Raw genomic sequence first — 25,348 nt, 5'->3', positions numbered from 1 at the left:
GTTTGTCAGCAGCCTAAAGCCTTCTCTCCGAGTTTTATCCCTCTTTGAGTGTCAACGTCATTATTGTCGATACGTCATTCTCATCCTCTTTCCTTGTTTCTATCTCAATGATTTTTATCACAAATAAATTAAATCCTCTCTTGGCATGAAATATGCTTTATCTAAAGAAAAATTGACGACAGTAATGCTGTTAAACGTTTTTCGGAGGATGTGGCGAATGAATCGCTTTGTAATTGCAGAGCCACAACGATGCATAGGGTGTAATACCTGTATGGCAGCTTGTTCAGAAGTTCACCAAGCTGTGGGTCTACAGGCGCATCCGCGTCTTACAGTGGTAAAAGTGGAGGATCAGACAGCACCGATGCTTTGTCGGCACTGTGAGGATGCTCCTTGTGCTCGCGTGTGCCCAGTCAATGCCATCACTCATGAAGATAATATGATCTTTCTTAATGAGAGCCTGTGTATTGGCTGTAAGTTGTGTGGTCTGGTTTGTCCTTTTGGTGCAATTACACCATCAGGCAGTAAACCCGTTAACTTACCGGCTGTTTTTGAACATTTTGTGCCTGAAGAAATGTTGGCAGATGTGCCAGCAAGCCTTCCAACAACCAATCCATTCCTTGCATGGAATGTGGGTGTCCGCGCAATCGCAGTGAAATGTGATTTATGTGCTTTCTCTGATGAAGGTCCTGCTTGTGTCAACGTATGTCCAACCGATGCATTGCATTTAGTTGAAGAAGACAAACTTGAAGAGCAAATGAAAACGCGACGCTTAGACTCAGTGATGGAACCCATTACGAGCCTTGACGATTTATCTACTTTGACACAGGAGCGGAAGTAATATGGAACCTCTTCAGTTACTGCTGTGGTCAGTCATCCTGTATGTTGTTGGTGGCGTTATTGCACTGTTTTTAAAAAAACAGGAAGGGTTGGCAATCCTTATTTCAGGGATCAGCGCAATCATTGGTGGTGTCTTAGGTATTTTAAGTGCATTACCGGTTATTTTTGGTGGCGAAATCGCTACTTTTACCGCCGCAGGGCCTTTCGAGTTTGCCGCCTTTGTGGTGCGCATGGATATGTTAGGCGCCTTTATGGTGTTCGTTATTTCATTACTGGTCAGCGTGTGTGCGCTTTATTCTCTTGCTTATGTGCAAGAATATAAAGGTCGTGGCGCTTGGAGCATGGGATTCTTTATGAATCTGTTTATTGCTTCTATGGTTGGCTTAGTAGTGATGGATAATGCGTTCTACTTTATTATCCTATTCGAAATGATGTCACTGGCTTCTTGGTTCTTAGTGATTGCTGACCAAGATGACGAATCTATTCACGCAGGCTTACTTTACTTCTTTATTGCTCACGCAGGCTCCGTGTTAATCATGATTGCCTTCTTCTTGATGTGGCGTGAAAGTGGTAGCCTTGATTTTGATTCATTCCGTCAACTCTCTCTTTCTCCTGCAATGGCTTCTGTGGTGTTTTTACTGGGCTTTTTTGGTTTTGGTGCCAAAGCCGGTATGTTGCCATTACACAGTTGGTTACCCAAAGCTCACCCCGCAGCACCTTCACATGCATCGGCATTAATGTCAGGTGTGATGGTCAAAATTGGTATTTTCGGGATAATTAAAGTCGGTATCGATTTATTGGGTGCAACTGAAATGTGGTGGGGAATTGTTGTCCTCGCATTCGGTGCAGTGTCTTCTGTATTGGGTGTTATGTACGCATTAGCAGAGCATGATTTAAAACGTTTGCTTGCATGGCATACCGTTGAAAATATCGGCATCATTTTAATGGGTGTGGGTGTTGGTATGGTCGGCATGGCAACAGACCATCCGGTTATTGCTGCACTTGGCCTGTTAGGGGCTTTATATCACTTATTAAACCATGCGGTGTTCAAAGGGTTATTATTCCTCGGCGCTGGCGCGATTATTAATCAAATTCACACGCGTGATATGGATAAGATGGGTGGGCTAGCCAAACTGATGCCTTACACTGCAACGGCATTCTTAATTGGTTGTATGGCGATTTCAGCATTACCGCCACTAAACGGTTTTGTTAGTGAATGGTATACCTATCAATCTTTATTTACGATGAGTTACGAAGGTAACTTTGTGATGCGCTTAAGTGGTCCTATTGCCATTATTATGCTGGCAATTACAGGGGCATTAGCGGCAATGTGTTTCGTTAAAGTCTATGGTGTTAGCTTCTGTGGCGGTCCTCGTAGTGAGCAAGCAACAAAAGCAAAAGAAGTACCACTACCAATGACGATTGCGATGGGTTTATTAGCGCTTTTCTGTGTTGTGTTAGGTGTGGGGGCAGCTTTCGTTGCACCAATCATTGCCAATATTGCAATGTCGCTTAGCGAAACCAGCGCATTAACGGTAGCTCAAGGCTCCATGCTTGTTCCTGATACTGCATCACAAGCCATGTTCTCTCCAGCATTAACATTTGTTTTATTAATTGCTCTACCGCTTATCCCATTCCTGATTTACCTCGGCCTAAAAGGCAATCAACCTGCGTTTCGTCGTAAAGGTGATCCTTGGGCGTGTGGTTATGTGTGGGAAAAGGATATGGCAGTGTCAGCAGGTGGTTTTACTCAAGCATTACGTAGCATGTTTGCACCACTTTATCGTATGCGTAAACAACTTGATCCATCTCCATTGCTGTCTCGTGGTTTTAATAAAACACAGCTCGGTGCTGAAAAGATCGAACCATTCTGGGATGAACGCATTATTTATCCTCTGGTTCGTGGTATCCAACGTTTTGCAAAACGTATCCAATGCCTACAAGGCGGGGATTTCAGACTCTATTGTCTATACGTTGTCGCAGCGCTGGTCATCTTGCTTTTAGTCATCGCAGCGTAAGGAGAGGGACTTATGACTTTCCAAGAAGCACCTACGTTAATGATGGGCATATTCGCACTAATACAAGCACTCTTTTTGTTAGCGATAACCCCATTATGTACAGGTATTTCGCGCACAATTCGCGCCAAGATGCATTCGCGTCAAGGCCCCGGGATTTTGCAAGATTATCGAGATATCTTTAAGTTATTTAAACGTCAATCTGTGGCACCTGAGCAATCTGGCGTGATCTTCCAAGTAATGCCTTATGTGTTACTGGGAAGTATGCTGGTGGTTGCGATGGCGTTGCCTGTCTTTACCGCAACGTCACTGTTTGCGGGTGCAGCCGACCTTATCGCACTGATTTATCTGTTTGCACTTTATCGTTTCTTCTTCTCTTTATCTGGTCTGGATTCAGGAAGCACGTTTGCAGGTATTGGTGCTAGCCGTGAATTAACGCTGGGTGTGTTAGTAGAGCCTATTTTAGTGTTATCACTGATTGTGGTGGCGTTAATTGTGGGTTCAACCAACGTCGGCACCATCAGTGCAACACTTGCTCAAGGTTGGGTATCACCAACTGCCACACTGTTAGCCTTATTAGCTTGTGCTTTTGCCGCATTTATCGAAATGGGCAAAATGCCATTCGACGTTGCGGAAGCTGAGCAAGAGTTACAAGAAGGTCCATTAACTGAGTATTCAGGCTCTGGTTTTGCCATGGTGAAACTGGGTCTTGGTTTAAAACAAGTGGTAGTGGCTGAACTGTTTTTAGCCATATTTATTCCTTTCGGTAAAGCAACAGAATTCACCTTTATTGCACTGATCATTGCGCTAGTTTTAATGGCAGTGAAGTTGTTAGTGGTGTTTGTATTAGCGTCATTGGTTGAAAACAGTTTAGCGCGTGGTCGCTTCTTACTGACTCACCATGTGACATGGTTAGGATTCGGTGTTGCGGCACTGGCTCTTGTTTTCTATTTAACCGGTCTATAAGGAGCGATGATTACAATGGAAAATATAGCTCTTGCGACCTTACTCATCCCATTTGCGGGGGCGTTGATTACGTCCTTAATGCCAAATCGGATGGCGAAGTGGTTATGTACACTGTTCGCTTTATTAGCCACATTAGGAACGGTTGTTTTAGGTTGGCAGTTCCTCGCTGAAGGTAAAGTCGATACCACAATTACGCTAGTACAATATGGTGATGTTGCGCTCTTTGGTTTTACCATTGATCGTGTCAGTACATTGATTGCTTTCGCGGTTGTGTTCTTAGGATTGTTGGTGAGTTTTTACTCTACTGGCTATCTGACCAATGGCAATCGCGAGCATCCACATGATGGTACTCGTCGCTATTATGCCTTCTTGCTGATTTTTATTGGTGCAATGGCGGGGTTAGTCCTTTCATCGACTATTTTAGGTCAACTCCTGTTTTTTGAAATCACCGGGGGATGTTCTTGGGGATTAATCGGCTACTACCAATCTGACAAATCGCTCCGTTCAGCAATGAAAGCGTTGTTGATCACTCACGTTGCTTCAATCGGTCTTTATCTCGCAGCGGCAACCTTGTTTGTGAGTACGGGGACATTTGAATTAACCGCAATCGCAACGTTAGATGAGCCAACCAAACTGATTGTGTTTGGTGGAATTCTCTTTGCGGCTTGGGGTAAATCAGCTCAATTACCACTGCAAGCTTGGCTACCTGATGCGATGGAAGCTCCAACACCTGTGAGTGCTTACTTACACGCCGCATCAATGGTAAAAGTCGGTGTTTATATCTTTGCTCGTGCGATTATGTCAGCAGATGGTGATGTTCCTCACCTTATTGGTTGGGTGGGTATTACCATGGCGGTTATCACGTTGATTTATGGCTTTATGATGTATTTGCCACAAAAAGATATGAAACGCCTATTAGCATGGTCAACCATCACTCAGCTCTCTTATATCTTCCTTGCATTATCTATTTCTATCTTTGGGCCGCGCGAAGCGTTTGAAGGCGGTATTGCTTATATCTTTAACCATGCCTTCGCGAAAAGCTTGTTCTTCTTAGTTGCCGGTGCATTGAGTTATAGCTGTGGTACTCGTATGTTGCCGCGCTTAAAAGGGTTAATTAATAAATATCCATTATTGGGTGTGGGTTTCTGTGTTGCCGCGCTGGCAATTGCTGGGGTTCCTCCAATGAATGGCTTCTTTAGTAAATTCCCAATTTTTGCCGCAGGTTTTGAACTGTCGAGTGTTTTCTGGGTGATGACACCAATTATGGTGCTAGTACTGATTGAGTCTGTTGCTAGCTTCACTTGGTTTATCTACTGGTTTGGTCGTGTTGTTCCTGGCAAACCAAGTACAGAAGTTGCACAAGGGCAACCTGTTCCTATGGCAATGCAAATTGTGATTGGAATACTGATTGTGATGTCTTTTGCATCCAGTGTTATCGCAGTCACTTGGCTAGGATAAGGGAGATAAATCATGACTGGAGCACTTATCGTAAACAATTTGGCGGGGTTAATGATGATCACCTCGCTGCTGGTAATTGGCGCTAAAAAGCCGATTGCATCCTGTTGGTTCTATGCATTGCAATCTTTCGTTTTAGTGATGATTTTCGTCACTTTAGCCAATACATTAGATGCACACCAACTTACACTTTGGGCGATCACCGCCTTCTTTACTAAAGTTCTGCTTGTGCCACTTATTTTAGGATTTGCATTCCGTAAGTTATCCGATCCTAGTGCGAATATCAGTGTTATTAGCCCGGCATTTTTAATGTTGTTGGCTGCTGTTATCGTCATTTTAAGTTGGTTTGTGGTAGAGCCAATTCAAATCCCAATGGTTGTTGATTTGAAACCTGCACTCGCAGTTTCTCTGGGGCACTTTATGTTGGGTCTACTTTGCATCGTGACTCAGCGAAATATCCTAAAACAAGCTTTTGGTTACTGTTTAATGGAAAACGGCTCTCACTTAACACTGGCATTATTAGCGTGGAGAGCGCCAGAACTGGTCGAAATTGGTATCGCCACAGACGCCATCTTTGCTGTGATCGTTATGGCAGTGTTGGCTCGTAAGATTTACCGCACGCTCAACACACTGAACGTGGATCAACTGACCGCGCTGAAGGGGTGAGGAGATGAACCAAACAACCATGTTAACAATTTTAATGTTTGCACCGTTGGTATTTTCAATACTGGCGTTTCTAAGCCCGTTATTAAAAGCGGGTGCGCGTCCTGTTGTAACAGGGCTTCATGCTATTGGTATCACCGTATTGTTAATCGCTGCATTAGGGGCTGTGGCAGATGTCATGTCTCATGGCGAAATATTGGCTGCTGCTAATTGGGTTCATGTGGATAGCCTTGGCGCATTATTCCTCGCCATCTTAGGTATTATCGGCTTTTTAACAGGACTTTATTCTATTGGCTATATGAATCACGAAGTGGATGAGGGCGAAATTTCAGTACGCACTTTGTGTAATTATTATGGTTTCTTCCACCTGTTTTTATTCACCATGTTATTAGCAATTACGAGTAATAACTTGATCTTAATGTGGGCAGCCATTGAAGCAACAACCCTAAGTTCTGCATTCTTAGTTGGAATTTATGGTCAACGTTCTTCTTTGGAAGCTGCGTGGAAGTACATCATTATTTGTAGTGTGGGTGTGGCATTTGGTCTTTTCGGAACTATTTTGGTTTATGCCAATGCCGCAAGCTTTATGCCTGATCCAGATCAGGCTATCTTCTGGACTGAAGTGTTGAAATATACAGACCAGTTAGACCCAACACTGATGCATTTAGCTTTTGTCTTTATTTTAATCGGTTTCGGTACCAAAACGGGGTTATTCCCAATGCACGCATGGTTACCAGACGCACACAGTGAAGCACCAAGCCCTGTCAGTGCGCTGTTATCAGCAGTTTTACTGAATTGTGCGCTGTTAATTATCATTCGTTACTACATCATTATTGATGCGGCAATTGGTACTGAATTTACACGTAACTTACTGTTAATCTTTGGCTTCCTCTCTGTTGCTATCGCGGCGTTCTTTATTCTTATTCAGCGCGATATGAAACGTCTTTTAGCGTATTCCAGTGTGGAAAACATGGGATTAATTGCCGTCGCATTAGGGATTGGCGGACCAATTGGTATTTTGGCCGCTTTATTCCACACCTTAAACCACAGTTTAGCGAAAGCACTGTTGTTCTGTGGCTCCGGTAACGTGTTATTGAAATACGGTACTCGTGATTTAAATGTTGTGAAAGGCATGTTTAAAGTGATGCCATTAAGTGCCGCTCTTTTTGCTGGTGGCGCTTTAGCGTTAGGCGGTATGCCTCCTTTCAACGTCTTTATTAGTGAATTTATGATTGTTGTGGCAGGTTTAGCTTCTCAGCACATTGGGCTAACTATCCTATTATTATTGTTATTGACCGTAGTGTTAGGTGGTTTAGTTCGTATGGTGGCTAAAACTGTCTTTGGTCCAAAACCTGATGTTGTTGCTAAAGGTGAACTGGGAATTTTAACCACATTACCAATGGTCATTCTGATTGCACTTATGCTGTTAATGGGAACTCACATTCCTAAACCTGTCAGCGAGCTGTTAGAAAATGCCGCTAATATCGTGATGAATATTGATAAAAGTGAGTCACCTACTTATGCATGGCCAGCGGCTTTAATCAACAATCCATCCACATCGGTTCAGGAGATGTAACGTGAGCTACCAAAATTATGTCAGTAGAAAAGAGGGAAAAGAACTAGGCGGAGATTACGTTGCCAAGGTTCGTGAAAAATTCCCATCAGCAGTTCTTGATGAAGAGCGACAAACCGCTGATCAATTGACGATAACAGTAAAAACGGAATCACTCCCTGAAGTGGTGGAATACCTGTATTACGGCTTAGGCGGTTGGTTACCTGTTTTATTCGGTAACGACGAACGTAGTTTAAACGGGGACTATGCTGTTTATTACGCATTATCAATGGAAGAGGGTGAAAAATGCTGGGTTGTTGTAAAAGCGCATGTTAGCCCAATTACTTTAGAGTTCCCGTCAGTGACTCCGCGTGTCCCAGCAGCCGTGTGGGGTGAGCGTGAAATTCGTGATATGTATGGTCTTATCCCGGTTGGTTTACCTGATGAACGTCGTTTAGTGCTTCCCGATGACTGGCCTGAAGAGATGTATCCACTGCGTAAAGATGCGATGGATTATCGCCAACGTCCAGCACCAGCAACTGAAGTCGAAACTTATCCTTTCGTGAACGAAGGTAAGCAAGATGCGCGTGTTGTGCCAATTGGCCCTATGCACATTACCTCTGATGAACCGGGACACTTTCGCTTATTCGTAGACGGTGAAAACATTGTCGATGCCGATTACCGCATGTTCTATGTTCACCGTGGTATGGAAAAACTGGCTGAAACCCGTATGGGTTATAACGAAGTGACCTTCTTATCAGACCGCGTGTGTGGTATCTGTGGTTTTACTCACAGCGTGGCGTATGTCACTTCTGTTGAAAATGCGTTAGGCATTGAAGTGCCACGTCGTGCGCATACTATTCGTTCTATCCTATTAGAAGTTGAACGTCTTCATAGCCATTTATTAAACATTGGTTTAGCCAGTCACTTTACAGGCTTTGATACTGGCTTTATGCAATTTTTCCGTATTCGTGAAAAATCAATGCAAATTGCAGAAATGCTCACTGGTGCGCGTAAAACGTATGGCTTGAACTTAATTGGGGGTATTCGCCGCGATATTTTAAAAGATCAGCGTCTGAAGACTATCCAACTTGTTAGAGAAATGCGTAAAGAAGTCACTGAATTAGTGGATATATTGCTATCAACGCCGAATATGGAACAACGTACTGTCGGTGTTGGTATCTTAGATAAGAAAGTGGCTCGTGATTTTAGCCCGGTAGGTCCAATGATAAGAGCGAGTGGCTTTAAGCGTGATGTGCGTTTTGACCACCCGTTTGCAGATTATGGCAATCTTCCACTGACGCTTTTTAGTTATGAAGGTGGCGACGTATTCTCCCGTGTGATGGTACGTATTAAAGAAGTCTTGGATTCAATGGCAATGATTGAATATGCCTTAGATAACTTGCCAGAAGGTCCATTATTAACCGAAGGCTTTACTTATCAGCCATATAAATTTGCGCTGGGCTTTACTGAAGCACCACGCGGTGAAGATGTTCACTGGAGTATGTTGGGTGATAACCAAAAATTATTCCGCTGGCGTTGCCGTGCTGCAACTTATGCTAACTGGCCAGTATTACGTTATATGTTGCAAGGAAATACCGTCTCTGATGCGCCGTTAATTATCGGTAGTCTTGACCCTTGTTATTCCTGTACTGACAGGGTAACGCTCGTCGATGTGAAAAAACGTAAATCTAAAACAGTTTCTTACAAAGAAATTGAACGTTACAGCATCGAACGTAAAAATTCGCCGCTCAAGTGAGGGAATGAACGATGTTAAAATTGTTTAAAACCATAATCAAAACAGGCGAAGCAACGACCAAATATCCGTTTAAACCTCTGGATTTACCTGATGGTTTCAGAGGAAAGCCTGAATATGATGCACAGCAATGCATTGTCTGTGGTGCTTGCACCTCAGCATGTCCTGCTAATGCGTTAACGATGGAAACGAATTTGGAAACAGGCGAGCGTCATTGGCAATTATTCATTGGTCGCTGTATTTATTGTGGTCGTTGTGAAGAAGTTTGCCCAACAAGAGCGATTGTTTTATCCGATATGTTTGAAACGGCAGTAACTAAAAAGTCAGATCTTTATATCAAAGGAACTTTTAAGTTATTGAATTGCCGTGAATGCCATCAACCCTTTACGCCTAGAAAATCAGTTGAATATGCGATGGAACTATTAGTGCAATCAGGCTGGGATGAGCAAACCGTAGAAGCGATGCGCCCACAATTTGAAACTTGCCCTGAATGTAAGCGTAAACATAACTTGTTATCTGATGGTCGTGAAAATATTAGTGTGGGCGAAATTGGGAGTACAATAAAATGAGTTTTCCAGAAATTCCCATTAATCATCATGTTAGCCAACCTATCACCCTTGATGAACAGGCTAAAAAGCTAAAACAGACATTGTTGAAAGATATTCAGCGTTCAGCTTATGTTTATCGTGTTGACTGTGGTGGTTGTAATGGTTGTGAGATTGAAATTTTCTCCGCAATTACACCGGTTTTTGATGCTGAACGTTTTGGTATCAAAGTGGTGGCTTCGCCTCGTCACGCTGATATTTTATTATTCACTGGCGCAGTAACGCGCCAGATGCGTGTTCCTGCATTGCGTGCTTATGAATCAGCGCCAGATCCAAAAATCTGTATCTCTTATGGTGCTTGTGGCTGTGGTGGCGGTATTTTCCACGATCTCTATTGTGTATGGGGTGGCAGTGAATCTATCGTTCCTATTGATGTGTGGATCCCAGGTTGTCCTCCAACACCAGCAGCGACGATTTATGGATTTGCTGTTGCGCTGGGCTTGTTAGACCAGAAATTAAAAGGCGAATCGCACATTGAAGTAGAGAATGAAAAAGCCTCTCTAATTCTGCCTTCTATTCCTTTAGATGCTCGAGTGATGATTGAGCGTGAAGCTCGTCGTCTTGCTGGCTATTATCAGGGAAGACAAATCAGCGATCATTTCCTCACCTTATTAGAGGGCGCTACTATTCAGGAAGTTAGTGGACGTGTAGATGAATGGCTACGACAAGCGAATGATCCTCGTTTATCTGAGATTGTAAAACGCCTTGTTTATTCATTAAGCCAAGGGGGCATTTATGCCTGATGATGCTAACGTTTACTTTTGGTCATTGAGACAAAAGTTTGTTGATAGCGATGATGATATTCCTGAGCAAGCGCAACAGGTGATGTACTATTCGCTCGCGATTGGTCACCACGTCGGTATGATTGATTGTCTAAAAACAGAGCTAGTTTGTCCTTTAGAAAAATATAAAGCATGGATTGATTTATTGCCTGAAGGGGAAGCCAAACGCAAAATGCAAGGGTTGCTGACGTTCGGTGAAATTAATATTAACTCTGAGCATACTCACTTATTAGCGTTAGCATTTGATCCTATTATTAAAAGTGACGATCCTATTTTTAGTGAGTGGAGTCAAACGCTGATTAAATTACTGGGTGAGATCCACGCAGAACCGGCTATTTATTTGATTGTGAAGAGAAAACCATGAGTAAAGCAATGACAGCACCTAAAGTGGTATTAACGGTCGGCAACAGCATGATGGGTGACGATGGTGCAGGTCCTCTGCTTGCTGAGTTAATGGAAGCAAATCCCATTGATGGATGGATTGTTATCAACGGGGGAAGCGCGCCTGAAAATGTCTCTTATCAAGTAAGAGAGTTACAACCTCAATGTGTTGTTATTGTTGATGCTGCAGATATTGGTTTAAACCCTGGTGAAATTAGGGTGATAGATCCTGACTACATAGCGGAAATGTTTATTATGAGCACTCATAATATGCCGCTGAATTTTCTTATCGATCAATTAAAAGATGATATTCCAGATATTACTTTCTTAGGGATACAACCCGATCTCGTCGGTTTTTATTATCCAATGACCGAAGCGGTAAAAAATGCCGTTGATGAAGTGTATCAAGGGATCAAGTCTTGGCGAGTTGATTACTTTCCAGCACTTGAAGTCTGCGATGAAGAAGATGATATTGAAGAATAAAAGTACAACAAGTATCCACTGATTATTAATTTAAATAAAAACTAAAACATCCGCTTTGCGGATGTTTTTCGTTTAATGAGTGATATAAGTGTCATTAATGATAAAAAAAGTGTTTTTTGTAACTTATATTACGCATTGATAAGTTGAGCGCCTGCTAATAACATTTATTCTTCATGTTAACCTTAATTTTCCCTTTAGTTATTTCTTTTAAAAAACAAACCACCTTAACCCTTTCTTCATAAGAGATAAAAAGAAGTTAATTATACTTATCTTCATTAAATATCATTTTCACCTTTAGTTAGTTAAAAATTAAGTTTTCATTAAGAATGAATTAAGAGTAATTAACTCTGTGAGTGACTACGTTGCTTGTTTTTAATACTAACTATTTAGGGGGAAATTCTTTTCTTAGCTAAGAATATAAAAGGTGGGTTATGTCTTCTTCTATACCTCAACTGAGTATCGTCGTCGCCATTTATAATGGTGAGAAATTTTTATCTCAATTTTTCAATGGATTACAATCTATCAAATTAAAGAATTGGGAACTTATTTTAGTTAATGATGGCTCTAGAGATAATTCACTTAAAATATTACAAGAATGGGCAGAAAGATTTCCTCAAGTCACTATTATTGATCAGGAAAACCAAGGTGTATCTGTTGCTCGTAATATAGGATTTAATATTTCAAAAGGTCAATATATTGTTTTTCCTGATATTGATGATGTAATTCATCCTAATATGTATGACAGAATGCTTAATGTGGCTAAAGATGATAATTTGGATATTTTAACCTGTAATGGTAATTATGTTTATACAGATGGACGCCCTTCACGACCTATATTTCCATCTAACCGCTTGCAAACAACGGGAATTTTAACGGGGCCACAATGGTTAGAAACGGCATTAAACTCTAAAAAATTCTTACATGTGACTTGGTTAAATATTTATCGTCGTGAATTTTTACTTGCTCATGGTTATTATTTTGAGCCGGGTTTACACCATCAAGATATTCCGTGGACAACTGAAGTGTTATTAACAGCGCAGCGGGTTAAATATATCGATGAACGCTATTACGATTACTTAATTCATTCTGCATCGGTTTCTCATGCCACACCTAATGACAGTATTCATGTTAGAACAATTCATAATTACATGAAAATATTAGAAATGCTTGATGCTATTAATCAAAAACATAAGAAAGTGGCTCAAAATATTAATGCGTGTTATTGGCAAATCGCAAAAGAAGGTTTAGGAATTATTCACTCAATTGTTGCTATTCAATCTATTGAAATTAAAAAACAAATCATTAAAGAATTTTTTGATAGAGGGATATGGGCGCTGATCTGGAAAAATGCGAAAGATCTAAGATTGCGTTGGCGTTTAGGACGACGCTATTTTAAATTAAAAAGAATATTAAATTCATGATCACAAAAGGGCGCAATAATGTGCCTTTTTTATTTTCAGTGTATATTAAATAAAATGAAATAAACTAATTGCGTTAAAAATTCATTTTATTTCGTTTTGCGCTCACTAATAAATTTAATGATAAATATATAACTTATTTATTAGAAAAATACTGTGTACTGACTAGAAGTTTGCCATAATGAGTATTGCTCCTTAATAAAAGTTTATGTGAAATCAATAAACTGACGAATATTATTCGAGTATTTGAATAAAAAAACTTATTATGATGCCACTGGTTTAGCCTTTATCTGCATTAAGTTGCAGAGCATCACAATTACTATTGTTATTTATCTTGTTTCAGCCTCTTCATCTTATTTAGATAGAGACTGATGATAAGTCGTATCTAAAAAATCGGAGAATGTTTTATGTCTATTCGGTTTGGTTGGCGTCAATCATTAGTAACGTTAACTTGCTTAGCCGCGTTAAGCGTCCCTTTTGCAACATCTGCTCAAACGCTGAAATTAGCTATTGGTGAAGAGCCAACAGAAGGTTTTGACCCAATGCTGGGTTGGAGTCATGGCAGTTATTTGCTTCTTCATAGCCCATTGTTAAAGCAAAATGCCGATCTCTCTTGGTATAGCAATATGTTAAGTGACTATCAGCCAAGTGAAGATGGTAAAACATGGAAATTAACGTTAAAGCCAAATTTAAAATTCTCTGATGGCTTACCGCTTACAGCAAAAGATATCGTATTTACTTATAACAATGCGGCTGCCAGTGGCGGTAAAGTTGATATGGGTAACTTCCTCTCTGCAAAAGCAGATGATGATTTGCATGTCACCATCACGCTAAAAGCACCACAAAGTACTTTCGTAAACGTGCTCGGCTCTTTAGGTATTGTTTCTGCCGATAAGTATGATGAAAAAACCTATGCACAAAAGCCAATTGGTGCAGGTCCTTATCGCATGGTCAGTTTCCAACCGGGTCAGCAATTAATCGTTGAAGCAAACCCTTACTATGCGGGACAGAAAAACGATTTTGAAAAATTGATTTTCGTTTTCCTTGACGAAGATGCGGCTTTTGCTGCTGCGCAAAGTGGACAATTAGGTATTGTGCGTATTCCACCTGCAACGGCTGCAATTGCTAAGAATTTACCAAATACTAAATTGTGGGAAAGACCGAGTGTTGAAAATCGCGGTATTGTTTTCCCAATGGTAAAATCAGGTGAGAAAAACGCCCAAGGCTATGATATTGGTAATGATATCACCGCTGATATCGCTATTCGTAAAGCCATTAACTACGCGCTAGATCGTAAGTTGCTTTCAGAGCAAGTGCTTGATGGTTATGCCGTTCCTGCATATACCGGCGTAAAAGGTTTACCTTGGGATCAAACTGATGCTGCTTTCAAAGATGGTGATGTTGTAAAAGCAAAACAAATTCTTGAAGATGCAGGCTGGAAGCTGAATAAAAACGGTATTCGTGAAAAAGACGGTTTAGAAGCAAAACTCACTTTATGGTATACCAGTGGTGATGCAACACGTCGTGATTTAGCTGAGTCAATTCGTGCGTTAGTGCAACCTCTTGGCATTCAAATGGATCTTAAATCAGGAAGTTGGGATACTGTAGAGCGCTATATGCACTCAAATCCAACTTTATTTGGTTGGGGTAGCCTTGATCCGATGGAGTTATATCATCACTACAGCGCTAATGCTGCGGGTGTTGGTTATTATAATCCAGGCTATTACAAAAATCCTGAAGTCGAAAAACATCTACAAGCCGCACTTGATGCACATACATGGCAAGAAGCTGTTCCTCATTGGAAAGCGGTAGAGTGGGATGGTAAAAACGGTGCTGGTGTAAAAGGTGATGCTGCTTGGGCTTGGCTGATGAATGTGCAACACACTTACCTAACTAATCCTTGTGTTGATCTGGGTACAGGAACTCCTGAAATCCATGGTTCATGGTCATTATTAAATAGCGTAGATACTTGGAAGTGGACTTGTCAGTAATACGTCAAAGTGCAGGTTTTTTCCTGCGATTACTCTGCCTGCTGTTGGTGACAACAGCAGGTGTTTTTATTTTATTAAGTTTTTCGCCAATCGATCCCATTAAGGCTTATATCGGTAGTGATTTACTGAATGTTCCTCCTGAACAATATCCTTTAATTGCAGCGCGTTGGGGAATTGACCAACCTTTATGGATGCGATTTTGGCTTTGGTTTAGCCAAATCATTCAAGGGGATTTTGGCTATTCTATGTTGTATAACATGCCTGTTATTGATGTTATTCGTGAACGTGCAGGGCCTTCGTTTATTTTGCTTTTTTCAGCGTGGGTATTTTCCGGTGTTATTGGTGTTGTGATGGGATTAGTCGCGGGTCGATACCTTAATCGCTGGCCAGATAGAATTATCTCTACTTTATCTTATTTATTAGCCGCGTTACCGACGTTCTGGGTAGGGTTACTGCTGTTATCTCTATTTTCTGTCACCTTACATTGGGCGCCAATTTGTTGTGCGTGGCCAATGGGAAGTAGTGCTGAAACAGCAACGTTAAGTCAGCGTTTTTCACATCTTATTTTACCTATGATTGCGCTTGGTTTATTAGGAACAGGGAATATCGCACTGCATACTCGCGCGAAAGTTGCTGAGGTGATGGGCAGTGAATTTATCCATTTTGCTAAAGCTCAAGGTGATAAAGGCTGGGCTATGATGCTATTTCATGTTCTACGTCATGCCATTACACCTGCACTTTGCTTACAGTTTGCATCCATTGGTGAACTGCTCGGTGGCTCTCTCTTAGCAGAGAAAGTATTTGCTTATCCTGGATTAGGGCAGGCAACCGTTGATGCGGGGTTACGAGGTGATATTCCTCTATTAATGGGCATTGTGGTTTTCAGCACTATTTTGATTTTCTTCGGTAATAGCATTTCTAACAGCCTATTACGACGTATTAATAAAGGAATTTTGCGAGACTCATGATTTACGATCCGAACAAGCCATTGTTGCGACTTTTGTTAGTCACCTTCGCGTTAATTGGGTTAGTTGCGTATGGCTTTTCTGTTTCTCATACTGATATCGCAATGGATTTTCTGGCTAGGAATCAAGCACCATCAGGTCAATATTGGTTTGGGACGGATAACTTAGGTCGTTCATTATGGCTACGTTGCTTTCAAGGCATGTTAAGTAGCTTAAATATTGGTGTAACAAGTGCGGTTGTGAGTGGCACGATTGCGTTGATTTTTGCAGGAATTTCTTCCATTAATCGCTATTGCGATTTTTTTGTAAGAGGTGTTGTTGATGCGCTTTTGGCATTACCTCACTTATTACTGCTTATTCTTATTTGTTTTACCTTAGGTGGTGGGCAACAAGGGGTGATTTGGGCGGTGGCATTAACTCACTGGCCTAAGCTTGCGTTAATTTTACGAGGTGAAATTCAGCGTATCCGTGAAGCGGATTATGTGATGTTATCGCGTCGTATTGGCAATTCACCTTTTGAGTGCGTAAAAAAACACTATATTCCAATGCTATTACCTCAGTGGATCGTGGGAACCTTGTTAATGTTCCCTCATGCAGTATTGCATAGCGCAGCGTTAAGTTTCCTCGGTTTTGGTCAGGCTGCGCATGAACCTTCACTCGGTTTATTACTGGCAGATGCACTACGCTATTTAAGTACTGGCTCTTGGTGGATGGTGGTGTTTCCGGGGTTAATTTTGATGTGCTTAGTATTGATTTTCGATCAATTTGCTAAAGCGATGCAACAATTATGGCTAAGAGGGGCAGGATGTTAAGTTTTGAACAGCTTTCCATTGATATCGCACAGTTTCGTTGGTTAGGAAAACGAAATTGGCAGCCATTGCTAAAATCAATCTCATTGGATATTAAACCCGGAAAGATGCTGGCATTAGTGGGCGGCAGTGGTGAAGGTAAAAGTCTGTTATTACAAAGTGCGCTAGGGCTTTTGCCTGCCAATATGCGAGTTCGTGGCGCGATTAAACTGAATGGGCATACATTAAGTGAACGAGAGCTTATTGCTTATCGTGGGAATACTTTTTGTTATATTCCTCAAGGTGTCAGCGCGCTCAATCCGTTGATCTGTATCGGTGATCAATTAAGTCGCTCTGCTCGTTTAAGCGGTGCGGATGTTACGTCTGATGATATCGTGCAACAACTCGGTCTTTATCATCTTTCAGGCTCCTTGGTAAAAACATATCCAGCAAAACTGTCTGGTGGAATGGCGAAACGCGTATTAGCCTGTAATGCAACGCTTTCTAATGCACAATATATTCTGGCTGATGAAATCACCTCGTGGCTTGATGATGAACATGCGTGTTTGTTATTAGGGCATTTAAAAGCGTTATGCAATCAAGGTAAATCAGTGCTTTGGGTTACACATGATTTAGCTTTAGCGGCACGATTTGCGGATACAATAGCGGTACTTAATCAAGGTGAGGTTAACGAAATTATTCCTGCTAATGTGCTAAATCGCCATGAAGGTAGTGAGAGGTTAAAAACACTCTGGAGTGCATTACCTGAACAACAATTTATAAATACAAAAGAAACATCACTTAATCCATTATAATATTGTGTCCTTAAGTCTTATTTTTATACATTTCATCTGTTATTTCTGGAGTTATCTTTATGCCACTTTTAGAGTTAAAACAATTATCTGTGGAGCAAGCAGGTAAGGTGTTATGGCAAGATCTCTCCTTTTCGTTAAATGCGGGAGAGCGACTCGGTATTTCAGCGCCAAGTGGCACAGGAAAAACAACCTTAGGTCGCGTTTTAGCACAGTGGCAAGCACCCACTCACGGTTCAATTCTTGTTAATGGCAACCCATTGCCTAAAAAGGGTTATTGTCCCATTCAATTAGTTCCTCAACATCCTGATAAGTGTTTTAACCCTTTTCGAACAACAGGCGAAAGTGTGCGTGATGCTTGGTCGCCAGATAAACATTGGCTGGAAAAATTACGAATAAAGCCAGAGTGGTTAACGCGTAGACCTAATGAATTATCAGGAGGAGAGCTAGCGCGTATTGCCCTATTAAGGGCGCTTGATCCTCGCACTCAAATATTGATCGCAGATGAGGTAACGGCACAATTGGATGCTCAAATTCAAGCTGAAATTTGGAAAGTGTTAATTGATGAAAGCCAAAAACGCCCCTTAAGCTTGATTATTTTTAGCCACAATAAAGCGCTTCTTGAGAAGGTTTCGACGAAGGTGTGGTGGGTTGATACGGGAAAAAGTATTTCTACTATTAAAAATAACGGGCTATCTTAATCCGTTAGTAAAAAAATGGCTTCCTATATTTTTATAGGAAGCCGAATATTACTGCTAAACGTAACAATATGGAATTAGAAACGATAGGCGTAGTTAATACCAAATTGCATATCGTGATTGCGATAGGTGGTCATTTCCCAATTTGCTTTAGTACCAATAGATGAGTGTTTATCCACTTGATACGTTAATCCAATATGCGCAAATGGACGTTGTGTTAACTGCTTTTTATTTTCTGTGTAATCAATTTTTTGCTGACCTAAATAGTCAATATGGCTACCAAAATCACCTTGATGATGTGATAAATCCCATAAGAAGCCCGCTTTAGTATTCAATATAAAAGATGAACCCAATAAATGATCCATGCCTAATCCCATTTTGGCTAACAAGGAGTGTGCGTTAAGCGCATCATAGTGTACGGCAAATTGCGCATTTTGAGTTTCACTATAAGCTGAACGTGAGATTTGATTAAAAGTAAGCCCAGCAAAGGGTGTCAGTAATAACTCATCGTTTATTGAATAAGGGAAGTAACCTTGTAACTCAATGTGATAACCAGAAATTTTAGCATTACCTTTACCCGCTTCAGTATCTTCTAATATTTGTCTTTCGATAGAAACTTTTCGATTTAAATAAGCCCCTTTTAATGACAGATGTAATGCATCGCTATTTAATTCTGCATTGAGTGATGGCATTAAATCTAGGCTAAAACCAATTAAAGGTAATGCATAACCTTGATATTGATACCCTTTTGGCAATGAGGAATAGACATCAGTATCAATGGCAAGCCCGACAACGAATGGAATTGCGTTGATATCAAAACGATAAGCGCCACTTAATCCCGTTTGTGTTGCATTGGCTTTATTTACGTTTTGGTAGTGTGCAAAGCCACTAATACAGGCTTTTTCAGTACCCACAGAACAAGTTGCTGAAGCTAAATGGCGCAGTTGTCCTTGTTGCATATCCATAAATTTATAGTCGTTTTCAGCCATTAATAACATTGATTTATAAGTGTTTTCAATATCGATAGGTTTGCTGGCAATAATTGATGGCTCAATTTTTTCTTGCTCTTTGGCTAGGTGATCTTGTTCAGCTTTAGCTTTATCGGCTTGCTCTTTGGCTAGGCTATCTTGTTCAGCTTTAGCTTTATCGGCTTGCTCTTTGGCTAGGCGGTCTTGTTCAGCTTTAGCTTTATCGGCTTGCTCTTTGGCTAAGCGCTCTTGTTCAGCTTTAGCTTTATCGGCTTGCTCTTTGGCTAAACGGTCTTGTTCAGCTCTGGCTTTATCGACTTGCTCTTTGGCTAAACGGTCTTGTTCAGCTTTAGCTTTATCGGCTTGCTCTTTGGCTAGGCTATCTTGTTCCGCTTTGGCTTTATCGGCTTGCTCTTTGGCTAGACGGTCTTGCTCAGCTTTAGCTTTATCGGCTTGCTCTTTGGCTAGGCGATCTTGTTCGGCTCTGGCTTTATCGGCTTGCTCTTTGGCTAAACGGTCTTGTTCAGCTTTAGCTTTATCGGCTTGCTCTTTGGCTAGGCGATCTTGTTCAGCTTTAGCTTTATCGGCTTGCTCTTTGGCTAGGCGATCTTGTTCAGCTTTAGCTTTATCGGCTTGCTCTTTGGCTAGGCTATCTTGTTCCGCTTTGGCTTTATCGGCTTGCTCTTTGGCTAAGCGGTCTTGTTCGGCTTTAGCTTTATCGGCTTGCTCTTTGGCTAAGCGGTCTTGTTCAGCTTTAGCTTTATCGGTTTGCTCTTTGGCTAAGCGGTCTTGTTCGGCTTTAGCTTTATCGGCTTGCTCTTTGGCTAAACGGTCTTGTTCAGCTTTATCGGCTTGCTCTTTGGCTAGGCGCTCTTGTTCGGCTTTGGCTTTATCGGCTTGTTCTTTGGCTAAACGGTCTTGTTCTGTTTCTTTTTTGGGTATTGTTTGCAATTCAGCTAATGCAGTTTTAGCTTGATTATATTGAGACTCAATAAATTTTACATTTTGACCTTCTTGAGAATTATCTAAAGAATTGAGTTGTTGTTCTATTCTATTAATTTCATTTTTATGATTCTCTATAACATCACTATACTCTTCATAGAACTGAATATTTTTTGAGAAATAATCATTTTCATTTTTATCTAAGAGAGGAGTCATCGCCTCTCTTTTTTGTATTGCTTCGTTTTGTTGACTTTTAAGTTCAGCTTGTTTTTTTTCTAGATTTTCTTTTAAAGAAAATAATGAATTTCTTTCTTTTTCAAGATCTAGTTTTAATTTTTCAGATAATTTTTTTGTTAAATTGATATCCTTCTTAGCAAGGGTTTTCATATTCTCTATATTTGTTTTTTCATTATTTTTATTTTGCTCTGAATGATTTTTATTTTTCTTTGAATTATTTGAATTTTGTAATTTCCATGTCACTAATTTCCAATTATTTTGTCCGTCATTTGCTACACCAAACACAACATTTCCATCGCCTGAAATTGAATGTGCTTCTGATTCATTTCCCATATTTATATTTTTTAATGCAACAATTTCATTTTTATCTTTTTTATAAACAAATGCATTTCTTAAATAATGAGAATTTGAAAGCTCGCTTTCTCCATTTCTTTTTTCGTTATATTCAGACCAACCTACAATAGTATTTCCATCGTCAGAAATATCTGTGGCTTCTGAATTTGCCTTAAAGTTGAATTTACTATCCGTATCATATAGTGGATTGATCTTAGTGAAGTTTCTATCTGAAGGTGCATAGAAAAAAGATTGGCGAAAAAGTATTTTTTTATTATCATCCCATGATTCATACCAGCCTATAAAAATATTGTTTTTAGAGACTGCATTGATTTTTGATGATCCAAAATTTGAACTGGTTAGTGTCATTAATTTATCGTTAGCAGTGTGATAAACAAAAGCAATATTTGTATTGGATTCATTTTTGCTATCTCTTAATAATGAACCATAAAGATAATTACCATCAAGTGTGCTGGTTTCAATCTGAGGTTTTCTATCAATAAATTTTTCAATAAAATTTAAGTTATTAAATACATTAAACCTTGCTTGTTCTGGATGATTTTTTAGGTCTGTTTTATCTAAAAGTTTAAGCGGAAAGACTCCGTTTTTTTTATTATCATAGATGGTGTAAACCATTTTATTATAAGGAAGATAACCATCATGTGTTTCCATTAATGGAATGTAGCTCTCATCATGATCAGCATAAAGGCTAAATCGACCATCTTCTGTTGTTAAAAAATGATCATCAGTATAATAATTATTATCTTTATTACTTAAAAATTTAACCTCTTTTGTCACCGTGTTATAAATAAAAAGTTGTGATAATGCTTTATTTTTATCGCGACCATTCCCTATTACATAAAGACCGTCTTGAGATAAAGATATAATTTTTATTTTATCAATATTTTCTATCTCTAAAGGTTCAAAATGAGCGCCATAATCAAAACTAATGGTATTTTTATTATCAATTGAGTTAATAATTACAGTTGAATATTTTGATGTATAAATATTATTTTTTTCTCGATAGCCAAGAACACCATGATGATGTTGACTGTGTTTATAGTCCTTTACATTTTGAATAGGATATTGATCAAAGAAAAAATAAATAGGATCTGTTGCACTGAGTTCATTAGGTATATTTGCATGACTAAACGAAGAGAGAATAATTATTGAAGTAATTATTGATAACTTAAATATCTTTTTTCTTATAAGCATAAATTATTTTTCCATTTATATTGGCAGGATTTTTTTGAAGACTAGTTTGATCTTCTTTTTCTGTCAATATAAATGGATTTTATTTTAAAATGCATTGCTAATTATATTTATTATAATTTTAAATCATTATTTTTGATTTTAATTGATTTTTATTATGAATATATTTCTGGGGTTTTAATATTGAATATATGTCTTTTATTTAGTTCTTTACTCAATAAATCAATATGTTGTTTTTGTGCTGATATCCATTTACTTGCTTCGCCATATACACCATGCTGATGAAAAGCATTAATTCTGACTAATACTGATTCACCAAGAGAATTAATAAACTGGGAAAGTAATTCAATATTTTCTAAATAGTCTGTCTTTTCTGGAATATATAAAAGGCGTAATTCTGTAAGTAAATTATTATTAGCTAACCATTTGATTGATTCTTTAATACGCTGATTTCCTCGTCCCGTTAAATCAATATGTATCTTTTCATTCCAGCTTTTTAAATCGATCATTGCGCCCTCCATATAAGGGGCTATTTTTTGCCAACCATTAATAGAAAGTGTGCCATTACTGTCGATTAAACAGGTGAGATGTTTAAGATCGGGTGCTTCTTTGACTGCTTTAAAATAATTAATTAAAAAAGGAAGTTGTAATGTCGATTCACCGCCACTGACAGTAATGCCATTAATAAAAGCGGCATATTTACGTGTGATCGCTATTAATTCATCGACTGTATAAGTTAATGTCATCGGGCTTGATTGACGGGGACATTGCTGAATACAGGTGTCGCATTGTTCACAACTGGCACTGTTCCAACTTATAACACCATTTTGTAATGAAAGGGCTTGTTGAGGGCAAGTGGGAATACAGTCACCACAATTGTCACAGATCCCCATGGTGTAGGGATTGTGACAATTTTTGCAACGCAGATTGCATCCTTGTAGGAAGATGGCCAGGCGATTACCTGGACCATCAACACAAGAGAAGGGCAGTATTTTATTTATCGAAACGCATCTGCTGTTCATGACTAATCACTCGAGGCTTACGTTCAGCAATATGGCAATTTGCAGTGGCTTCATCACCTAACCAAGTGGTATTAAGGCGAGAGCCTTCTTCTTTGTATTTTTTCAAATCAGATAAACGCACCATATAACCTGTAACACGGACTAAATCATTTCCCCCCACATTGGCGGTAAATTCTCTTAATCCAGAAGCAAATGCTCCTAAACAGAGTTGCATTAACGCATCAGGATTTTGTTTGATGGTTTCATCAACCGTTAAGATATCGCTGATCCCTGACGTATAAAACTGATGATGAGGCGCAATAGTCATTAAATGCGTGACCGGATCAGGCTCTGTGCCATAAGGAATACGTGTTGCGGGTGTAGTACCAATATCTGAGCTAATACCCGATTGAGCGTGTAACATGGCACGCTGTTTCCAGCCATATTTTACAGGGGTATCCGCGACAAATTGCGCGAGTTTTTCACTGATAATATAGCTAAGTTTATTGGCTGACTCATTCTCACCATAGGCGACTTGTTTGCCTTCTTTTTCAAGTAATAGCGCAACGGCTTCTGCCATACCGTAAATACCAAACATTGGCGCAAAACGATCAGGCGAGATCAAACCTTCTTCTACTAAGAAGCTCTGTTCAAAGAAATTGGATTTTTCATAGAGAAATTCGCAACGGGCATCAATGATCTCGATTTGTTTTTGCATATAAAACGGTAAAACATGCGTCAGAAAATCTTGGCTATCTTGGCTACGTTTAGCGACTTCTTTAAGGTTAATTCGTACTAAAGTGCTGCCACCACCACTTTGTGGCAGTGAGTTATAACAACTGACAATGCCATATTCATCTTTTCCAAATACCGCATCTTGCAAAGTCCCATTAGCGATATGAGGCTTACTGCTGTGACAAATATTGGTGATCGCCTGATGCAATAAATCAGACGGTGTCGCATTCGCATCATAAATAAAGGTAAGGTTAGGCGCGACTTGTTGAAGTTCTACATCTACTTTGAGGATCAAGCGCGTGATGATGGAGTCTTCAGGGCCAATATTCGCATGCATAAACGCATCGGGTAATGTTCTATCAAGATAGCGCCAGAAACGTTTTAATTTAGGGTAAAGTTGCGCTTCGGTCAGTTCGCCTACATAAGGTAATAAAATTTTATCGATACGACCTAAATATACAGGCATAGAGGTAACTGAAGGCACATGATGATAAAGAATAGTGAGCATATTCAGTGCATCATCAAAATCTTGTGCAGGTTCTAGCTCTAAATAGCGAGAGCCATGTGCTAAGAATTTCGCATAATCGGGTAAAACATAACGTGGTTTATAAGGGGCGTGACCTTCATACATATCACAGATAACCCGTTCATTAAGCGCTTTAGCGGCATCCTCAGGAAGCGATGGATAAGGCAACATGTTTTCTGCTTCTAATGCGAGAAAATGACGTTTTTGTTCAGGGGAAAGGGTTGGATTTTCTACGATTTGTTGACAACGTTGGATAACAGATTGTTCAGTCATAACCACCTCAGCGCTCAAAGAGCCAGAAAAAGATTTAAAACTTATCTTTTTAGGTTAATGACTTGATTAAAATTTACCGTGACTTTAAACAAAACCCCTTTAAAGATTAAGGTAATAGCACAAAAATACGCATAAATTAGATATATCTAAATAATAGTAGTGAAAAAGTGAGTTTAGCTAATGAGTGACTAAACTCACTGAATGATAAACTAAAAGAATAAGACGTTATGTTTTACTTGTTTCATTTTCTGTGTCGCTATTTTTCTCTTTAACACTCTCTTTTGATCCCTCTTCTTTATTATTTTCGTTTTCTTCCATTTCCTCTTTTTCAGTACGAGGCGGTAAATTGGCGGTTAATAAATAAGGAGACTGTTGCCAATGAACGGGCGTTAGTTGAAGAAGGTTATGAGAAAGCAAAAAGCCAATCGCCAGTGCAACTAATAACATCACTCGCAATAAATTAGTGGTGTTATCGACCTGACTTGATTCAGTGACCAGTTGATGAGTATCCAGTGTGAGCCTTAAAAAGCCTTTGGGTTTATCTTTGCCCGGCACAGGCACAACAAGTTGGTGATTAAAAGAACCGCCACTTTTTTGCCCTTCTAAAGCTAATCGCTCTTTAACAGTGACATTTTCACCACTATGCGCTATTTGTGTACCATCTTCTAGATAAAGACTGGCATCAAGCACCCGACTATCATGGGTCAGATGATTTAAATTAGCCATAATGAGGGGATTTACGTTATCTTTGCTACTGCCATCTATATAAGTGGATAAAGAGAACGCAACTTGTTCTGCCAGCGTTTTCGCAAGCTCTTCAAACTGAGTAATACGGGCGTGCTGATTGGCACGGCTAAAATAAGACGCGCCTTGCATAAGAAATGCCAATAGCGCGATACAAATCAGTATAATCGCCGTTTTTTGTAGTTTGAATTTTAGTTTGTCTTTAAGCAT

The 25,348-nt window shown here is 39.8% G+C and carries 21 protein-coding genes; 17 read left to right on the top strand and 4 right to left on the bottom strand.

Annotated elements, in window-relative coordinates; all coding sequences use genetic code 11:
- The first annotated feature begins 217 nt into the window (after window positions 1-217).
- From QQS39_RS16125 to QQS39_RS16045, 17 genes are all read left to right on the top strand, one after another.
- The gene (locus tag QQS39_RS16125; RefSeq protein ID WP_151436138.1) at window positions 218-838 is read left to right on the top strand and encodes a 4Fe-4S dicluster domain-containing protein; all 621 of its coding nucleotides are present in this window, start codon (window positions 218-220) and stop codon (window positions 836-838) included.
- A gap of 1 nt (window position 839) precedes the next feature.
- Window positions 840-2,855 (top strand): hydrogenase 4 subunit B, encoded by a 2,016-nt coding sequence (gene hyfB / locus QQS39_RS16120; RefSeq protein ID WP_285804925.1) that lies wholly within the window; start codon window positions 840-842, stop codon window positions 2,853-2,855.
- Window positions 2,856-2,867: 12 nt separating this feature from the next.
- Window positions 2,868-3,818 (top strand): respiratory chain complex I subunit 1 family protein, encoded by a 951-nt coding sequence (locus QQS39_RS16115; RefSeq protein ID WP_151436136.1) that lies wholly within the window; start codon window positions 2,868-2,870, stop codon window positions 3,816-3,818.
- A gap of 6 nt (window positions 3,819-3,824) precedes the next feature.
- Window positions 3,825-5,276: a hydrogenase 4 subunit D gene (locus QQS39_RS16110; RefSeq protein WP_151436135.1), complete on the top strand. Its 1,452-nt coding sequence runs from the start codon at window positions 3,825-3,827 to the stop codon at window positions 5,274-5,276.
- 12 nt (window positions 5,277-5,288) lie between these two features.
- Window positions 5,289-5,939: a hydrogenase 4 membrane subunit gene (gene hyfE / locus QQS39_RS16105; RefSeq protein WP_151436134.1), complete on the top strand. Its 651-nt coding sequence runs from the start codon at window positions 5,289-5,291 to the stop codon at window positions 5,937-5,939.
- A gap of 4 nt (window positions 5,940-5,943) precedes the next feature.
- Entirely contained in the window at window positions 5,944-7,512 is a 1,569-nt protein-coding gene (locus tag QQS39_RS16100) for a hydrogenase 4 subunit F (RefSeq protein WP_285804924.1), read from the top strand.
- 1 nt (window position 7,513) lies between these two features.
- Entirely contained in the window at window positions 7,514-9,247 is a 1,734-nt protein-coding gene (locus tag QQS39_RS16095) for a hydrogenase large subunit (RefSeq protein WP_285804923.1), read from the top strand.
- Between the two features lie 11 nt (window positions 9,248-9,258).
- Entirely contained in the window at window positions 9,259-9,813 is a 555-nt protein-coding gene (gene hyfH / locus QQS39_RS16090) for a hydrogenase 4 subunit H (protein WP_151436131.1), read from the top strand.
- Window positions 9,810-10,592 (top strand): NADH-quinone oxidoreductase subunit B family protein, encoded by a 783-nt coding sequence (locus QQS39_RS16085; protein ID WP_151436130.1) that lies wholly within the window; start codon window positions 9,810-9,812, stop codon window positions 10,590-10,592. The genes hyfH and QQS39_RS16085 overlap by 4 nt, the downstream gene beginning before the upstream one ends.
- Window positions 10,585-10,995 carry a formate hydrogenlyase maturation HycH family protein gene (locus QQS39_RS16080; protein WP_151436129.1) on the top strand — a complete coding sequence of 137 codons (411 nt, stop codon included), beginning with the start codon at window positions 10,585-10,587 and terminating at the stop codon, window positions 10,993-10,995. The genes QQS39_RS16085 and QQS39_RS16080 overlap by 8 nt, the downstream gene beginning before the upstream one ends.
- A complete protein-coding gene (hycI, locus tag QQS39_RS16075; protein ID WP_151436128.1) occupies window positions 10,992-11,495 on the top strand; it encodes a hydrogenase maturation peptidase HycI in 504 nt (167 codons plus the stop codon). The genes QQS39_RS16080 and hycI overlap by 4 nt, the downstream gene beginning before the upstream one ends.
- 431 nt (window positions 11,496-11,926) lie before the next feature.
- A complete protein-coding gene (locus tag QQS39_RS16070; protein WP_285804922.1) occupies window positions 11,927-12,916 on the top strand; it encodes a glycosyltransferase in 990 nt (329 codons plus the stop codon).
- A 404-nt stretch (window positions 12,917-13,320) separates the two neighbouring features.
- Window positions 13,321-14,904, top strand: a complete 1,584-nt coding sequence (locus QQS39_RS16065; RefSeq protein WP_285804921.1) for an ABC transporter substrate-binding protein — start codon at window positions 13,321-13,323, stop codon at window positions 14,902-14,904.
- The gene (locus QQS39_RS16060; protein WP_162558391.1) at window positions 14,889-15,872 is read left to right on the top strand and encodes an ABC transporter permease; all 984 of its coding nucleotides are present in this window, start codon (window positions 14,889-14,891) and stop codon (window positions 15,870-15,872) included. The genes QQS39_RS16065 and QQS39_RS16060 overlap by 16 nt, the downstream gene beginning before the upstream one ends.
- Window positions 15,869-16,681 (top strand): ABC transporter permease, encoded by an 813-nt coding sequence (locus QQS39_RS16055; RefSeq protein ID WP_151436123.1) that lies wholly within the window; start codon window positions 15,869-15,871, stop codon window positions 16,679-16,681. Before QQS39_RS16060 ends, QQS39_RS16055 begins: the two co-directional genes overlap by 4 nt.
- A complete protein-coding gene (locus tag QQS39_RS16050; RefSeq protein ID WP_285804920.1) occupies window positions 16,675-17,472 on the top strand; it encodes an ATP-binding cassette domain-containing protein in 798 nt (265 codons plus the stop codon). Before QQS39_RS16055 ends, QQS39_RS16050 begins: the two co-directional genes overlap by 7 nt.
- Window positions 17,473-17,531: 59 nt before the next feature.
- Window positions 17,532-18,170, top strand: coding sequence for an ATP-binding cassette domain-containing protein (locus tag QQS39_RS16045; protein WP_285804919.1), 639 nt, complete (start codon window positions 17,532-17,534; stop codon window positions 18,168-18,170).
- Between the two features lie 74 nt (window positions 18,171-18,244).
- On the opposite strand, the gene QQS39_RS16040 is transcribed toward QQS39_RS16045, so the two are convergent.
- The 4 genes from QQS39_RS16040 to QQS39_RS16025 form a co-directional block, all read right to left on the bottom strand.
- Window positions 18,245-21,862: an autotransporter domain-containing protein gene (locus QQS39_RS16040; protein ID WP_285804918.1), complete on the bottom strand. Its 3,618-nt coding sequence runs from the start codon at window positions 21,860-21,862 to the stop codon at window positions 18,245-18,247.
- Window positions 21,863-22,014: 152 nt separating this feature from the next.
- A complete protein-coding gene (locus tag QQS39_RS16035; RefSeq protein ID WP_151436120.1) occupies window positions 22,015-22,881 on the bottom strand; it encodes a YjjW family glycine radical enzyme activase in 867 nt (288 codons plus the stop codon).
- Complete coding sequence (locus QQS39_RS16030) at window positions 22,853-24,394, bottom strand: YjjI family glycine radical enzyme (RefSeq protein ID WP_285804917.1); 1,542 nt, start codon at window positions 24,392-24,394, stop codon at window positions 22,853-22,855. The genes QQS39_RS16035 and QQS39_RS16030 overlap by 29 nt, the downstream gene beginning before the upstream one ends.
- Before the next feature lie 225 nt (window positions 24,395-24,619).
- Window positions 24,620-25,348: a YtjB family periplasmic protein gene (locus QQS39_RS16025; protein ID WP_285804916.1), complete on the bottom strand. Its 729-nt coding sequence runs from the start codon at window positions 25,346-25,348 to the stop codon at window positions 24,620-24,622.

Source organism: Proteus appendicitidis (assembly GCF_030271835.1).
Classification (GTDB): domain Bacteria; phylum Pseudomonadota; class Gammaproteobacteria; order Enterobacterales; family Enterobacteriaceae; genus Proteus; species Proteus appendicitidis.
Note: the sequence above shows the minus strand (reverse complement) of the source record. Positions and strands in the feature narration are given on the sequence as shown.

What these genes read in the sequence shown, in the direction of transcription:
- QQS39_RS16125 (WP_151436138.1), top strand. Translation starts at nt 218, where the DNA reads ATGAATCGCTTTGTAATTGCAGAGCCACAACGATGCATAGGGTGTAAT.
- hyfB (WP_285804925.1), top strand. Translation starts at nt 840, where the DNA reads ATGGAACCTCTTCAGTTACTGCTGTGGTCAGTCATCCTGTATGTTGTT.
- QQS39_RS16115 (WP_151436136.1), top strand. Translation starts at nt 2,868, where the DNA reads ATGACTTTCCAAGAAGCACCTACGTTAATGATGGGCATATTCGCACTA.
- QQS39_RS16110 (WP_151436135.1), top strand. Translation starts at nt 3,825, where the DNA reads ATGATTACAATGGAAAATATAGCTCTTGCGACCTTACTCATCCCATTT.
- hyfE (WP_151436134.1), top strand. Translation starts at nt 5,289, where the DNA reads ATGACTGGAGCACTTATCGTAAACAATTTGGCGGGGTTAATGATGATC.
- QQS39_RS16100 (WP_285804924.1), top strand. Translation starts at nt 5,944, where the DNA reads ATGAACCAAACAACCATGTTAACAATTTTAATGTTTGCACCGTTGGTA.
- hyfH (WP_151436131.1), top strand. Translation starts at nt 9,259, where the DNA reads ATGTTAAAATTGTTTAAAACCATAATCAAAACAGGCGAAGCAACGACC.
- QQS39_RS16085 (WP_151436130.1), top strand. Translation starts at nt 9,810, where the DNA reads ATGAGTTTTCCAGAAATTCCCATTAATCATCATGTTAGCCAACCTATC.
- QQS39_RS16080 (WP_151436129.1), top strand. Translation starts at nt 10,585, where the DNA reads ATGCCTGATGATGCTAACGTTTACTTTTGGTCATTGAGACAAAAGTTT.
- hycI (WP_151436128.1), top strand. Translation starts at nt 10,992, where the DNA reads ATGAGTAAAGCAATGACAGCACCTAAAGTGGTATTAACGGTCGGCAAC.
- QQS39_RS16070 (WP_285804922.1), top strand. Translation starts at nt 11,927, where the DNA reads ATGTCTTCTTCTATACCTCAACTGAGTATCGTCGTCGCCATTTATAAT.
- QQS39_RS16065 (WP_285804921.1), top strand. Translation starts at nt 13,321, where the DNA reads ATGTCTATTCGGTTTGGTTGGCGTCAATCATTAGTAACGTTAACTTGC.
- QQS39_RS16055 (WP_151436123.1), top strand. Translation starts at nt 15,869, where the DNA reads ATGATTTACGATCCGAACAAGCCATTGTTGCGACTTTTGTTAGTCACC.
- QQS39_RS16050 (WP_285804920.1), top strand. Translation starts at nt 16,675, where the DNA reads ATGTTAAGTTTTGAACAGCTTTCCATTGATATCGCACAGTTTCGTTGG.
- QQS39_RS16045 (WP_285804919.1), top strand. Translation starts at nt 17,532, where the DNA reads ATGCCACTTTTAGAGTTAAAACAATTATCTGTGGAGCAAGCAGGTAAG.
- QQS39_RS16040 (WP_285804918.1), bottom strand. Translation starts at nt 21,862, where the DNA reads ATGCTTATAAGAAAAAAGATATTTAAGTTATCAATAATTACTTCAATA.
- QQS39_RS16035 (WP_151436120.1), bottom strand. Translation starts at nt 22,881, where the DNA reads ATGAACAGCAGATGCGTTTCGATAAATAAAATACTGCCCTTCTCTTGT.
- QQS39_RS16030 (WP_285804917.1), bottom strand. Translation starts at nt 24,394, where the DNA reads ATGACTGAACAATCTGTTATCCAACGTTGTCAACAAATCGTAGAAAAT.
- QQS39_RS16025 (WP_285804916.1), bottom strand. Translation starts at nt 25,348, where the DNA reads ATGCTTAAAGACAAACTAAAATTCAAACTACAAAAAACGGCGATTATA.